The 13,851-nt window shown below is 39.2% G+C and carries 11 protein-coding genes; 7 read left to right on the top strand and 4 right to left on the bottom strand.

Translation table 11 applies throughout. The features are described from left to right. Positions 1-29: 29 nt before the first annotated feature. Positions 30-440, bottom strand: a complete 411-nt coding sequence (locus tag PL9214_RS27805; protein WP_072722550.1) for a hypothetical protein — start codon at positions 438-440, stop codon at positions 30-32. Then, positions 433-1,614, bottom strand: coding sequence for a ParM/StbA family protein (locus PL9214_RS27810; protein ID WP_072722551.1), 1,182 nt, complete (start codon positions 1,612-1,614; stop codon positions 433-435). The genes PL9214_RS27805 and PL9214_RS27810 overlap by 8 nt, the downstream gene beginning before the upstream one ends. A 230-nt stretch (positions 1,615-1,844) precedes the next feature. Here PL9214_RS27810 and PL9214_RS27815 point away from each other — a divergent pair, with 230 nt between their 5' ends. From PL9214_RS27815 to PL9214_RS27825, 4 genes are all read left to right on the top strand, one after another. Next, entirely contained in the window at positions 1,845-2,063 is a 219-nt protein-coding gene (locus PL9214_RS27815; RefSeq protein ID WP_072722552.1) for a CopG family transcriptional regulator, read from the top strand. Positions 2,064-2,370: 307 nt separating this feature from the next. After that, positions 2,371-4,059, top strand: coding sequence for a relaxase/mobilization nuclease domain-containing protein (locus PL9214_RS27820; RefSeq protein ID WP_072722553.1), 1,689 nt, complete (start codon positions 2,371-2,373; stop codon positions 4,057-4,059). A gap of 591 nt (positions 4,060-4,650) precedes the next feature. Continuing rightward, a complete protein-coding gene (locus PL9214_RS32870) occupies positions 4,651-4,773 on the top strand; it encodes a hypothetical protein (RefSeq protein WP_281250378.1) in 123 nt (40 codons plus the stop codon). Then, entirely contained in the window at positions 4,773-8,456 is a 3,684-nt protein-coding gene (locus PL9214_RS27825) for a hypothetical protein (protein ID WP_072722554.1), read from the top strand. The genes PL9214_RS32870 and PL9214_RS27825 overlap by 1 nt, the downstream gene beginning before the upstream one ends. Before the next feature lie 46 nt (positions 8,457-8,502). Here the strand turns inward: PL9214_RS27825 and PL9214_RS27830 are convergent, their stop codons facing one another. After that, entirely contained in the window at positions 8,503-9,729 is a 1,227-nt protein-coding gene (locus tag PL9214_RS27830; protein ID WP_222425192.1) for an RNA-guided endonuclease InsQ/TnpB family protein, read from the bottom strand. A gap of 35 nt (positions 9,730-9,764) precedes the next feature. Here PL9214_RS27830 and tnpA point away from each other — a divergent pair, with 35 nt between their 5' ends. The 3 genes from tnpA to PL9214_RS27845 all read left to right on the top strand — a co-directional run bounded on the left by tnpA (position 9,765) and on the right by PL9214_RS27845 (position 12,747). Next, on the top strand, positions 9,765-10,163 hold the full coding sequence (gene tnpA / locus PL9214_RS27835) for an IS200/IS605 family transposase (protein ID WP_072717176.1): 399 nt from the start codon (positions 9,765-9,767) through the stop codon (positions 10,161-10,163). 49 nt (positions 10,164-10,212) lie between these two features. Next, complete coding sequence (gene recG / locus PL9214_RS27840; protein WP_367400257.1) at positions 10,213-12,054, top strand: ATP-dependent DNA helicase RecG; 1,842 nt, start codon at positions 10,213-10,215, stop codon at positions 12,052-12,054. An 81-nt stretch (positions 12,055-12,135) separates the two neighbouring features. Continuing rightward, the gene (locus PL9214_RS27845; protein ID WP_072722555.1) at positions 12,136-12,747 is read left to right on the top strand and encodes a Uma2 family endonuclease; all 612 of its coding nucleotides are present in this window, start codon (positions 12,136-12,138) and stop codon (positions 12,745-12,747) included. 12 nt (positions 12,748-12,759) lie between these two features. Here the strand turns inward: PL9214_RS27845 and PL9214_RS27850 are convergent, their stop codons facing one another. Beyond that, positions 12,760-13,782: a putative endonuclease domain-containing protein gene (locus PL9214_RS27850; RefSeq protein ID WP_072722556.1), complete on the bottom strand. Its 1,023-nt coding sequence runs from the start codon at positions 13,780-13,782 to the stop codon at positions 12,760-12,762. Positions 13,783-13,851: the final 69 nt, after the last annotated feature.

Here is a 13,851-nt window from a genome sequence, read left to right on the forward strand (position 1 = left end):
AATCAACGCCTTACTTTTTTAGCTTCTAATCATGAAAAGCCCGAATCATTAAACTCATCGCCTCCTACTAACTCTAATAAATTCTCAGTTGTTAGATTAGGGTGAACCGAACTAGAATCCCAAGTCGCTTTGATTCCATCTTCTCGGTAAAAATTTGGGAAATTGGAAGAATAATCAATACCCACTTGGTCACACAAATACAAAGCGTGTTTCTCCAAGGCATACACAGCTTTTCTAAAGAGTTGTTCCAACAAAACTGGATCAAATTCCCCTGTTTGTTGATAAGCTAATGGTAGCCAGTAAGCTCGCAATGACTGGAGAATCACTTCTCTAACTGGTAAAATTTCATTCTGTTTAATGTAAGTAAGTAACACGGCATCAGCCGTATTTTTTAAGGGTTGATATCGCCAAACAAAATCTATTTTTTCTGGGTTAGCCATGAGCCTTAACCTCCTGCTTCTCGGAACCTTCTGATAAAGACTCAAGCGATTGATAAGATTTAGAATTGAACTGTTTCTTTAAAACCGTTCTAAAATAGACAAACATTCCATAAACGTCACTGAGGCGATCGCCCAGTCCTTTTTTATCTAAAGCAACTGGAATAGAAATATCCGCATTCCAAATAATCGGGAGACGATCATAGTATTCGTTTAACTCTTTTTTGAAATAAGTCGCCGTTCCTCCACAAAACACCAACTCATCACAATCTGGGGGTAAATTTTCATCTAACCAACTGGTTAAACTTCGGACATATTCAGGACGAGCTTCCTTGATAGCCAGGAGCATTTGCTGCACTTCCTCCGCCCGTCCTTCTCGAGACGTGCTGCGGGCTAATCGCATTAAAGGTGCCGCCTTAAATTCACTTCCTGCTGTAACAATTGCTGGGGTTAATCGCTCCGCAGTTTGTCCCGATGTTTTAACCAAGACTTTCTCGACCATCCGAATAAAGCCCAAATCACTCATTTTTCCAGGGGCTACATCTCCCCGTTGAGCAACTAGCAGACTCGCGTTGCGGTAGCCAATCATGGCGATCGCACAAACCCGTTCTTTAATTCCAGAACCCACTTTCTTGTTGTGCATTAAATAAATGCCACCCCCTTCAGGTTTGCAATTAAATACCAATAACTCCACACTCATGCGACCCGTCGGAGTTTGATAATCTGCTAATGCTTCGCGCAGTACCCGCTCAAACCGACTTCGATCTTCATATTCTCCAGGGGGTAACAACGCGGCGATCGCCACTGTAAAATTCCCAGGTAGTTTTTGTTTTTCCTTAATCACCCATAAAGCCGCCAAAGTTTTATGTAAAGCCCGCTCATACTTGAGTTCCGATAGCCCCGCATTCGCATGAAACCTTTGTTTAGCCAAATAGCCAACGGCTCTGTAATCATTCCTGAACGCAACCCAAGCGGTGTTTTGAGGATCGGCTGACCCTAACTGGTCTCTGGCATAACCCAAAATTGATTCTCGTGGAACAGATACTACTTCCGGTTCCATGTACAGAAGCCGAACTTGTCGGTCTTGTCCCGCAAAGATAATCTTGGTGAGCGACCCTCCATAATCAAATGCCACTGTAATATCAGGCTCTGTGAGATTTGTAGAGGTTTTAGTCATATCAAAAATTTTCCACACAAGTAGATTGAAAGGACATTACGAGCATCCTTACTACTTGTTATCCCTTTTGCTCCCTCTCTCTCCCTCAACCCATTGTCCGAATCCCAAAACCTGCAAAATAGAACTTATGGCGTAGAATTTTCCCAAACGTTGGACTGCTGCGGGATTAAGCGTCCATACAAACCACAAAAGCACTAAGTGCCAAGAAGTAGAAAAGGAGTAATTACAATATGGCAACTTTAACGATTCGTTTACCTGATGACAAATACTTCCGCCTGAAAGCTTTAGCTCAATCTCGCGGCATCAGTATCAATAAGCTTATGGAAGAATTATCAACGTTAGCGATCGCTGAGTTTGATGCTCAGACACGATTTCAAGCTTTGGCAATGCAGGGCGATGTGGCACAGGGTTTAGAAGTTTTGGATCGCTTAGATGCCTTAAATCAGTAGAGAGTTTCGATTGGCTGAAATTTTAAAGAATTTGAAGACTTCACAGATTTGTTGAGCCAGCTATTAAGTTGCAACCGAAAAAAATAAATCAACCCATTGGCTGATTTACGAGTTAGGAAAGGATAACCGTAAGATAGAGCGTTTTCCCTCTTAAAAGCCAATAAGCTAAACATGACTAACTTTAGCCACCTGAAACCAAAAATCCTAAATCAACAGTTGAAAAGCTAGTGACAATAGGAATAAATAAGCTCTTAAGTAGTTTCCTTGAGCTACTAAACTTTATCCATTACATATATTATTTGAACAAATGATTGGTAAACAAATCATCGGGAAAAATTTCACCAAACTGCTCAATTACCTTTTTTCTAAAGAAGGTGCTTCTTTGATTGGAAGCAATATGATGGGAAAAACACCACAAGAATTAGCTGTGGAGTTTCGCTCTTTTCTCCATTTGAACAATCGAGTGCAAAAACCTGTTTATCATGCAGCTTTAAGTATTCCAAAGAGTGAAGCTTTATCGGATGCTAAATGGTTGGAAATTGGTTTAGATTACCTCAAAGGAATGGGATTTGATCAAAATCAATTTGCAATCTTTCGCCATACAGATTGTGAGCATGATCATATTCATATTGCAGCAAGTCGGATTAAATTAAATAGTAAAGGAACTTGCGTCTCGGATAGTTGGAACTATCGACGCAGCGAGAAATTAATTGAACAATTAGAAGAAAAATACGGGTTAACACCCACTGTTCGCAGTTGGGAAAAAGAACGTCGTTCTCCTACAACAGGCGAATGTAGGCAATTAGCTAGAACTGGAGAAACTAGCATACGCGAACAACTACAAACCGTTCTGGATCAAGCTACTGTTGACCAACCTGAAATGACGGTTTTGGTTGACCGACTCACGCAGCAAGGAATTAGTGTTAGAATCAAACCGACACCTACGAAAGAATTAGGGATTAGTTATAAGTTAGGTGATGTTGCTTTTAGTGGCACTCATTTAGGGAAAGCTTACACCTTCAAAGGACTTCAAAAATATCGAGGAGTTAGTTATTATTCTAACTTAAATTCAGAAGAAATTGAAGAACTTTTTAGTGGTTCTGATAATAACCAAGATTCTCAATTTGTTGAGTTAAATGATACATCTTTTAATGACTTATTTAATTCAAAAACTGACCTAGATAATTTAGTTTTATCAAATTGGACTGATGAGAATCCAGTCAATCAACCTGTAGAGGATCTCGATAATAGCAACTTTAACTTAATACAATCAGACTCTATCGATGATCCTTCAATTCAACTTACTGAAACAATTCAACCTACTGAAACTTTAGAAAATTATCAACACAGTTTAACATCACCTTGGCAACTTTTACGAGAAAGATTGATAGAAAATACCAGTTTACCTTCTGAATTGATAGATTTGTTACACCACAAGGGATGGATTAATGCAGATGAACACAACCGTGCTGTATTTACCCTCCGCACATTGGCTGGAGAGGACAAGGGAACTTGTACTTTAGAGTCCAATGGAAAATTTTCCATTAACTCTGATGTGAAAATGCCGTTGGCCAAGACTGAGGATAACGAAACAGGTATTTTCTGGATAGCGACTCAACATAATATTGAACGAGTTATTATTACCAGTAATCCGATAGAAACCTTGTCTGCGATCGCTTTAGACCCGGATTTTAATATTAGACCAACGTTATACTTAAGCCTTGATACTGTATCTTCATTACCCACAGATTTTTTAATAGATATTCCCACTATAGTCGTGGGCTTGAAAGGGGATAAATTTGGAGAAAAACTCTCTCAAGAAATTATTGAGGCTTTACCCCAAGCTCAACGAATTAATCCAGGTATTAGAGGCTGGAACCAAATTTTAATCAATTTAGACCGAGAAATAGAAAAATTATTACCTGAAATCGATCAAACTCAAAATCTAGTACAGCAAGAATTAGAGCAATGGACTCAGGGTATTAACTTAAGCTAATAAAATATAAACTATTTGGAATTTTAATAAATTTTTTCTATTTTAGGATTATTTTTTTATTTTAAACTTAGTTTAAAATACAGGGATATCTCAGAGGAGATAATCAAAAATCTTCTTTTAGATAGAGTACATTAAAAACATATTTTTATCTAAAAATATTGCTGGAAAATTTTTAAAAATAGCAAAAGTTCTCATTGATGGCAGAAATTGTGTCCGCTTTCAAAGATTTATAGTATATTGGTAAAAAGAATTCACTACTTGTCAAAGCTTATGGCCAGTTCTACTAGGGTTTCATCTGAACTTAATGTCATTCTTGACCTATTTAAGGCATCAACCGGAAAGTCTAACTCACGACCGTTCGGTAGTTGTATGGTCAATCGGCTGGGTCGATTCTGTGATCAAAACAAAACCGTGTAACTGGTACAACAGCTACACGGTCATTGTTAAAACAATTTTTGTTTAGAAAAAAACCCAACCTAAAACCCATATATAACAAGCTGTATCAGTTTCGACGCTTTTCCAGCAAGTTAACCGAAGGCAAAGGTGTGGGACATTCATCACCCAAGAAGGGTGCATTAAAAAACCTTAACTATGATTATATACCCTAACACCTCAAAACCGCAACAAAACTCCACAAAAAATTATCCCTGTCCAATTCATCAACGGGATAAAGCACTCACCTCCCTCAATACAACAACCGGAGGTGAAGGCTAATGGCTAAAGGTTATTACGTCAATCGCCTTAATCCCTGTCCCGTCTGTGGAAAAGATCACGGATGTCAGATTTTGTCCGATGTCGCTGTCCTCTGTCTGCGAACCGATAAAAATAATGTCCCCTCTGGCTGGGTTTGGAAAAAGGAACTCAAAGGCGGCATGGGTTCCCTGGTCGTCGCTTCTACCTCGCAAAGTGAACAAGAGCGCCAACAACAACGAGAACAATGGAAACAGCAACGAGAAGAACGGAAACAACAGCAGAGGCAGCGCCAAGCAACCGCTTTAACCGATAAACAACGAGACAAAGAAGCTCGAAAACTCCTCAAACAACTGGGATTAAGTACCCGTCACCGTCACTCTTTACTCAATCGCGGGTTAACAGATGCGGATATTGAAGCAATTGGCTTTAAATCTGTTACTCGCTATCAACATTTAATGATTCCTGTTAATCCTAATTTTCCAGGTATCAGTGTCGATGGACTAACCTTACAAATTAAAAATGATGGATTCCTCATTCCTTTATTCAGTTTTAGTGGGTTAATTATTGGGTTTCAACTGGCATCTGATAATCGAGAAGATGGCAAATATAAACACCTGATTCAGCCTCATCTAAAAAACGGAGAACTGCCGTTACAGTTCTATCCAAGTTGTTCCAGAAACTTAGACATTATTGAAGGAACCCTAAAACCCTTAATTGCTTCACGACGACATCACTTAACCGTAGTCGGTGCGGGGGGAGTCAATTGGCATCATTCCCCTGAACAATTAAAAGCCATCCTTGCAGAAATTCAACCAGAAAGAATTATCTTAAATCCTGATACTGGTTCTCTCCTCAATCCCCAAGTTTTGAGGCAATATCGAGAACTTAATCAGTTTATCAAACGATTAGGATATACCCTTGAAATTAGAGATTGGGGTCAAGGAAACCAACCTAAATCTCAAGGGTTAGATATTGATGAAATTGATATTGATACCTTTAATCAAGCTACCCTTATTTCCTTTAAAAGTTGGGCAGGAATTACGGAAGCTGGAGATTCTAATTCTTTAACTCTCTCTCAAACAGAATGGTTTGAACAGTTCAAGTTTCCACAACTCCAACAGGAATTAACCCAAACCCTAAAACAGTTTTATAGCCACCATCTCCGTAAGCGTAAAAAACGTAATCAAACTACAGAATTTGCAGCTAGTTCAATTCCAAAAACTGCTCCAACTCCAACTCCTCCATCAACAGCAATTGTTCTTTGGAAACCTCAGCTTCTAACTTCTGTACCTTATATCCCAGGACAACTCCCAATGGTTGAGGAATGGCAACAATTAGGACATCCTCAATTTATTATTCAACAAGGAGAACGATTAACTTTTTATCAAGAAGCGTATGAAAGAGGATATAAGTATCTTAAAGATTCAACTCCTGCTGGACATGGTAAATCTCATGATGCTGGATTAATTAACTTAGAAACCTTTGGAATTGAACCTCATCAAACAGAGAATAAAACTCGCATTTTCTACTTATCTCCTGACCATCGAAACCCCACCAATGCCACCATTGAAGGCAATTATATTGACCTCGAATCCCGCCATAATGGTTTAGTTTATGATTTCAGTCGGCGTACTCCATTAGGCAAGCCTTACATCATTCGCGCTACAAGTTTAGATCAAAAAAATGGAACCGTTACTATTCCGTCTAATTGTCCTGAAAATGACACCTTTTTAACGGTTTCTGAACTTGGATTACCTGTTTTTGGAGGGAAAGACTCACCGATTTGTCAATCTTGCCCACTACTCAGTCAGGGCTGTCCTTTTCTACTCAATCGCAGGGATACTTTAAGCTATGAACCGTTAATTCGAGCCGATATTAATTCGATTCCAACGCCTTCACAAAATGATATTTTAATTATTGAAGAATCGGATAAAAACATCAAAAATGCTCATCAAATCACTATTAAAGTTGATGAGATTATCAAAACAGCATCTAAATTGCAACTTCGAGAGGATGAACGCATTTTTAAGGCATTACGTCCTCTTTTAATCGCAGTTTATCAAGCATTAGAAGAAGTTGATCAAGAAAAATATAAGTGGGGTATTTATCATCATCAAGTGATGGAATTAATGCCATCTATTGATGAGTTAAACCAAACAATCTGGGAACTTTATGCGGATGATTGGTTGAAAGCAGATAATGTTTGGGGTACTCCCATCTGGGATTATGAAATCATTGATGGGGAAGTTACTGCAATTAAAATTAGCGGAACCAATTGGATTGCCCCTTCCCTCAATGATTTAAAGAAAGAATGTTATAAAATGTTTGAAAATTATGAAAAATATCTTAATTCTCTTGAAACCCCTCAACAAAAGCAAGCTGCAATTAAAGCGAATATCATTCCGGCTTGGCTACCTATTTTAATTGATTGCATAACAGGGAATAAAAGAATTAATTTGAGGATTAATAATGGCAAATTAATGATCACTAAATTAGCTAAACGCCATCGTAATATTATTAAAAATGCAGGATTTTCGATTGCCTTAGATGCGACTCAATCTAAAGAAGATTACGCCTTCAGTTTAGGAATTAATCCGAATGAAATTTTAGAAGTAAGAGAGGTTCAACGTTGCACACCCAACTTACATATTCATCTAATTAAAGGCTTAGGAAATTGCGGAAAGCAGCGACGAGAAACCCAACAGCGACGGATCAGAATTGGTATTGAAGCGATCGCAAAAATTCACAAAGAACAAGGTCACAATATCGGATTAATTGATCATAAATCCGCCATTGAGCATTATCAAGACTTAGTGGATGATTTGAAATTGGGGTACTGGCATCGGGATACCAGGGGTTCAAACCAGTTCCTCAATACTCAAAGCCTGATTAGTATTGGTAGACCTGTCCCTAATTTAGGGGGAATTGGGGCTGAATATCACATTTTAGGAGGATGGGTTAACTGTCCTGAAAAATTAATCGGGCAATATGGCAAATGGGTCAACCGCAAAATCGCCTCAGAACTCATTCAAGACGTTAGCCGACTTCGCGCCCACCTGCGACCGTCCGAACAACTTCACAGTTACTTAGTTGCAGACTTCGATAACCATACCATCAGCCAAATTCGGTTAGCCTTCCCCGGCGCAACCGTCACCGTTGAAAAGATTGATGATTATGCCCCTCAAGCGGCTTCTAAAGGTGCTCAAACCGAACGGGGAATTATTGAAGCACTGTGGCATTCCATTCAAAGCGGCACCGTCGCCACGATTGACGAAATCGCAGTCAAACTGGGAATTACTAAAAGTGGAATCACTAAGAATCTAAAAGACCGATTGAATATAGGGTTCAGGCTCCTGAAAAAAAGTTTACTTTTGTTACTAGAAGGTATTAATAGCAAAAGTCAACTTTCTGATCTGCCCGATGATGCCCGATGGATTGCTGAAACTTATCTCCCCCTCGTTGTCCAATCTCTCGAAAATGGAGAAATTACGCCATCGGATGTGGTTGTTGAAGTCGTCACTTGGGCGCAAAGTTATGGCCGAAGGACATTCAGGCGTATTTTAGCGATGGCTTCTGTCCCAACCCTTTGTAAGTTATTAGGTGCTGTGATGTGTCTGTTGCCCAATGCCATCAAAACTGAAATTCAAAACTATCTTTACAGTCATGCCTTTATAGAAACGCGGCTAGGTGAAGCTATACCGTAAGAGTTACTAAAGACTATTAACTGTTGTTGACACTCCCACCCCTGCGCTACGCTAAAGGGGTGGGATTCTCGTATCTAGTCCAGTCAAGCAGAGACAGTTGAATATACTCTTGTTTGACTGTATTCACCGAGTTCAGGGGTGTGCCAAGCACCCCATCAGTTAAACCGGATGAATCCATTACAGAAGCATCTCTCTGTAGGTCTAACTGACAAGAAAAACCGTCCCATTGAGCTAGGTTTTTCGCAGCATTCAAATCAGAGTTATGGTAGTGACCATTAGGGCAATTGAAATCATGTCGATTTCTTTTACCAATAAAACCACAGGTTGAACAGGATTTGGAAGTGTATGGCGCAGGTCTTTTAATTAATTTCAATCCTTTAAGAGCCAACTTATAATTAAGTTTCTGTTCCAAAGAATAATAAGACCAATTATGTCGAGATTCACCGGAATCAGAACGAGATTTTTGGCTCTGTTTCATTGTGCTTCGACATCCTTCTAAATCCTCAATAACAACATCAGCATTATGGTATTCGGCAAAACGAACAATTCGACGGCTGATTGTATGATTGATTGCATCCATCCATCGTCGTTCTTTTTTGTCCCATTTCTTTAATGCTCGAAACTTTTTAGCTTCTTGAAGTTGTTTTCTTCGTTGTTGAAAATAACGTCTCCGATGCTTAACGCTTTGACCATTAAAGAACTTACCAAAACCCTGTTTAGGTGCAACTACCGCTAAATTATTCTGTCCTCGGTCACATCCTAATCTTTTCTCCGTCTTAACTTCTGGAACATCCTCAGTAATTGACAGATAGGCATACCACTTATTTCGATGTTTAATTAATTTAAAAGAACCCCCTTGAATTGTTCCCTCTAACAATCCGTCTAAAACAGGTTGCCAATGGGGAGATGCAACTTCAATGGGAATTCTTTTTTCACCTTTAAGGGTTGGAAAACTAATTGAATAAGTATTCCCTTTTAGGGTTAACTTCCAGTTTTGGTTGTTAACTTCCACAGGAAGAACTTTATATTGTTTGGTTTTACGACCTGTGGGTGATGTGGTATGTCGGATTACTTGGTTAACAAGGGCAGATTTTAACTCGGACATAATTTTAGCTGTTGTCATTTTACGCCGTTCTTTAATCGGCAATGACAACAGCTTGTTGGCAACCCGTGTGTTTTCTGCCGTCATTTGCTCAAACACCTGAGCTTTACAACGGTTGAGATCCACGAATTTCAATTTAATCGTCCGAGTTATTTTTGTCATGTCATCCATGATAACATAAGGTTGATGAATCGTGTGTATCGACAATGACAGAAAATCAATATAGAAGAAAAAACACATCAGTTAGTCTGATCAACTATCATTTTGTCTTTTGCCCAAAAAGGAGGAAAAGGGTGTTGGTTAACGGAGTGAGCAGAAGATTAGAGGAAATTATCTACCAAAAAGCAAAAGAGCTAGAATGTGATGTCCTAGCTCTGGAGATAATGCCTGATCATGTGCATTTATTTATTAGTTGTCACCCTTTGATTGCTCCACATCAAATTATGTTCAGAATCAAAGGGGCATCATCAAGAATATTAAGAAAAGAATTTCCTCATTTACTTAAACTACCTTCTTTGTGGAGTCGAAGCTATTATTGTGGGACGGCTGGTTCTGTTTCTAGTGAAACTATCAAAAAGTATATTGCTAACCAAAACTCTCACTAGCCTTCACTCCGCCTAAAGGCGGGTATTCTACATCCCACGCTTGAAAGACGTGGGCTTTGAATACGGTTATTGTAACATTGCCTGTAAACGTTTTTTTAACCACCCCTATTATCAATCTCAGCAGTGGAGAAACGAGCAAAACTCAATCTATATTCATCAAAGCATTGTTGCTGTATCAGGAGTTGTTAAACCGGATTGTTATTACGGCAAAGTTTTAACTTCTCCTGAAATTCGATTAATTGACCTTGATGAAGCCAGAGATACGAAAAACTCAATTATCCCAATTTATCCATTAACGAAAGGAGTCAGTCATGAAATTATTCAAGAGGCGGTATCCTCAGCTTTAGAAACTGTCCAACAACTCATTGACCCTCTACCTCAAGATCTCCGACAGAAACAGGGTTTAATAGAATTGCAACAAGCGATCGCTTTCATTCACCAACCCCCCAATGAACCTCAACTCGAAGCGGCCCGTCGTCGCCTAACATTTGATGAGTTTTTCTATCTCCAACTTTCCTTTCTTCTGCGCCGCCATCGATGGTTGGCAAATTCGGCTGTAACTGAGATTACTCCTACTGGCCCACTACTCAAACAGTTTTACTCCCTACTTCCCTTTCCCCTCACCCAAGCTCAACGTCGGGTTATCAATGAGATTCTCAACGATATGACTTCCAAAACCCCGATGAATCGATTGGTACAAGGGGATGTGGGTTCAGGGAAAACCGTTGTTGCGGTTGCTGCGATTCTAGTTGCGATTCAGTCCGGCTATCAAACCGCATTGATGGCTCCTACAGAAGTGCTTGCTGAACAACATTACAGGAAAATTGTCACCTGGTTTGAACCCTTGGGTGTTTCTGTGCAATTGCTGACGGGTTCTGCTAAAGTTGCCAAGCGCAGAGAAATCCACGCTCAACTGGAGACAGGCGAACTTTCTTTATTAGTGGGAACTCACGCCTTGCTGCAAGAGAAAGTGAACTTTAACAAACTCGGTTTGGTCGTCATTGATGAACAACATCGATTTGGAGTACAGCAGCGACAAGATTTACTAAACAAAGGCAATAAACCTCACGTTCTGACAATGACTGCCACTCCGATTCCTCGTACTTTAGCACTAACGTTGCACGGCGACTTGGATGTCAGCCAGATTGACGAATTACCTCCTGGGCGACAGAAAATCCAAACCAAAGTGATTAACCAAGGTACTCCCGCTTATAATTTCATCCGTCATCAGGTACTTCAAGGTCGCCAAGCCTACATCATTCTGCCTTTAGTGGAAGAATCAGACAAGCTAGATTTAAGAGCGGCTGTTGCAGAATATCAGCGACTATCAACCCAAATTTTCCCTGAATTTAGGGTTGGATTGCTGCACGGTCGCATGACATCCGCCGAGAAAGATGAAGCTCTTAGGGCGTTTAGTGACAACACAACCCAAATTTTGGTTTCTACTACGGTTGTGGAAGTTGGGGTAGACGTTCCCAATGCTACCGTTATCTTAATCGACCATGCCGAGCGCTTTGGTTTAGCTCAACTGCATCAGTTAAGAGGTCGTGTGGGTCGAGGTTCCCATTGTTCCTATTGTTGGCTGCTGAATACCAGCCAAACCGCACAAGCCAAAGCGCGGCTTCAAGTCTTAGAAAAGTCTACTGATGGGTTCTTCATCTCAGAGATGGATTTGCGACTACGGGGGCCAGGAGTAGTTATGGGCTATCGCCAGTCAGGAATTTCAGAATTTGCGCTAGCGAATATACTGGATGATGAAGACTTACTGAATTTAGCCCGTGAAATGGCAATAGCAATTGTCAAAAGTAACCCGAATTTAGAACAGTATCCCTTAATTGTTGCAGAACTCAAACGACGAGGACTGACAATTTGGGATTGTACCCTTAATTAATCAGTTAACAGCTATCAGTTTCAATTATTAGCCTAATGAACTGATACCTGATAACTGATAATTTTCTATAGGAGTTTTACAATGGCTTATACCCTAGAAACACTTTTAACATTTGAAACCTTCCTAGCTCAATATGGTGATAATCCCCGCTATGAACTTGCTGATGGAGAATTAGTTGAAATGGAACCAACCGGCTCTCACGAGACTGTCAGTGGTAAACTAGCCACTCAAATCGGTATTGCTATTACAACAGAAAAACTCCCTTGGTTTATTCCCCGAACTTGTTTAATTCGTCCTTTTACCGATGTCGCAACCGCCCGTCGTCCTGATATTGTGGTTTTAGATGAAACAGCACTTTCTAGTGAACCCTTATGGGAAAGAGAACCTGTTATTACGCTAGGACGATCTATTAAATTAGTGGTAGAAGTTGTGAGTACAAACTGGGAAACAGATTATGCCCGAAAAGTTGAAGAATATGCTCTTTTGGGAATTCCTGAATATTGGATTGTAGATTATCGGGGTTTAGGTGGCGTTGCTTTTATTGGTAAACCCAAACAACCAACTGTTACGGTTTGTCAACTGATTGACGAAGATTACACCCAGCAACAATTTCGTCTCGGTGAACCGATTATTTCTCCTCTGTTCAAAAGTTTGCAACTTCGCCTGGATGATGTTCTTCCTCGTTTTAATTAAATAAAATTATATCTACAGTAGAAAATTAGTTTTTAAATAAGACTGACGAAACTTTGTCTTAGCCATATAAACAGCTTCTTTATTCTTCCATTGTTTATGAGGGAGCAAATCTTTGATACTTTGTAGTTTAATTAAACCGCTATAATCACCTGTAATTTGAAAAATAACTTGAGCGATCGCTTTACAACATCCCTCTGGACATTTAACAACCTGATACTCAGAAAACCGAATCACAACCCAATTTCGTTCTAAAAAAAATCGATTGCGTTGCTGATCTTTATTCTGATCTATGCAATGATGAGGCTTTCCTGTTTTTCCATCATAAGGTTCGTCAATTTCAATATCTATCGCTAAACCTGTTGCTTGATGAATTAGAATAAAATCAGCCGTGTAACAGAAAGAGGTATTAGGTATAGGAAACTCAACACCCATGCAAAAATCATAAACGCCAGAGAAATAACGACATAAGTAAATAAAAAATTGCTTTTCACTGACTCCTTGCTGTACTCCTGTATTCCCTTGATTAGATGGAGGCTGAACAATTTTACTCAATAAAAATAAAAGCTTCTTAGAACGGTCTTCTAACAAATTATTATATTGTTCAATCTTCTGATTTTGGTGCTGTAAACGGTGTAATAAATTACTTTTAGAGTTAGATATTTTTTGCTGATTTTTAGTAAGTTTAGGCTGATATTGCTGGCACAATTTAAAATTAATAAATCGCAGATAATAACAAGCTGTTACTGCACTTACTGACGCACATATCAGCGATAACCAAAAAGCTAGAATGCCCATGTTGAATAGTTGATTAACTAACAGGACTATTCCAACACTCACGACCCAAATTATAATGATCCAATATAAATAAGAATTAGAATAAATATGCTGTTTTTTGGGGGGTAATTGCACTTCAGAAGAAAATTCTGTCACTGAATTAGGACTGCTATTGAATACTGGTATTGCGTGATTAATGCAGAAATAGCGAATTGAATCAGGAATCAGAATAACCGGATAAAAACCTCTAACTGAATTCATGACATTAAGAATTTCTAAATTTAATAAAAGTTATAGGCTTTATAGTTGAATCAATTCCTACCCTATAAC

The sequence above is a fragment of the Planktothrix tepida PCC 9214 genome, assembly GCF_900009145.1.
In the GTDB taxonomy this organism is placed as follows: Bacteria; Cyanobacteriota; Cyanobacteriia; order Cyanobacteriales; family Microcoleaceae; genus Planktothrix; species Planktothrix tepida.

Coding starts and splice junctions, on each gene's coding strand:
- PL9214_RS27825 (WP_072722554.1), top strand. CDS start 4,773: ATGGCTAAAGGTTATTACGTCAATCGCCTTAATCCCTGTCCCGTCTGT.
- PL9214_RS27845 (WP_072722555.1), top strand. CDS start 12,136: ATGGCTTATACCCTAGAAACACTTTTAACATTTGAAACCTTCCTAGCT.
- PL9214_RS27850 (WP_072722556.1), bottom strand. CDS start 13,782: ATGAATTCAGTTAGAGGTTTTTATCCGGTTATTCTGATTCCTGATTCA.
- PL9214_RS27820 (WP_072722553.1), top strand. CDS start 2,371: ATGATTGGTAAACAAATCATCGGGAAAAATTTCACCAAACTGCTCAAT.
- PL9214_RS27805 (WP_072722550.1), bottom strand. CDS start 440: ATGGCTAACCCAGAAAAAATAGATTTTGTTTGGCGATATCAACCCTTA.
- PL9214_RS27815 (WP_072722552.1), top strand. CDS start 1,845: ATGGCAACTTTAACGATTCGTTTACCTGATGACAAATACTTCCGCCTG.
- PL9214_RS32870 (WP_281250378.1), top strand. CDS start 4,651: ATGATTATATACCCTAACACCTCAAAACCGCAACAAAACTCCACAAAA.
- tnpA (WP_072717176.1), top strand. CDS start 9,765: ATGACAGAAAATCAATATAGAAGAAAAAACACATCAGTTAGTCTGATC.
- PL9214_RS27810 (WP_072722551.1), bottom strand. CDS start 1,614: ATGACTAAAACCTCTACAAATCTCACAGAGCCTGATATTACAGTGGCA.
- PL9214_RS27830 (WP_222425192.1), bottom strand. CDS start 9,729: ATGGATGACATGACAAAAATAACTCGGACGATTAAATTGAAATTCGTG.